The sequence below is a fragment of the Bradyrhizobium sp. Ken01 genome (assembly GCF_055807355.1).
Genome location: NZ_JBVVPC010000169.1, coordinates 1 through 327, shown reverse-complemented (window position 1 = coordinate 327; position 327 = coordinate 1). Strand labels below are relative to the sequence as shown.

The window sequence follows — 327 nt, the reverse complement described above, 5'->3', positions numbered from 1 at the left end:
GTAGGCAGCCGTGATACCCGCGACCACGGCTGGGGGAATCCCTTCCTTGATCGTGCTGCCCTCGAACTTGGCGGTTGCGTCTAAGAACACGATCGGTCCTTCGGACCCGGCGATCGCCAAGGCATGAGCAGTTTCTGTTGCATTCAAGCCCAAGAGACGAGAAACAGCGGCCGCAGCCCCGTAGCCGACCCAGCGTCCAGTCGCATACGTCTCGATTGTTGAGAAAGGACGAGAGCACGCGATCCTGAGGGCGATTTCGTATCCGAGTGCGATCGCAGCCATTGTTTCGGAAACAGAAGCGTTAACGGCCTGAGCCACCGCCAAGGC

Annotated in this window: 1 protein-coding gene; it reads right to left on the bottom strand. The window is 59.6% G+C overall.

Features of this window, described 5'->3' with window-relative positions:
* On the bottom strand, nucleotides 1-327 hold a 327-nt coding region (locus tag AC0L3S_RS39215; RefSeq protein ID WP_473285316.1), incomplete at both ends, for an MmgE/PrpD family protein.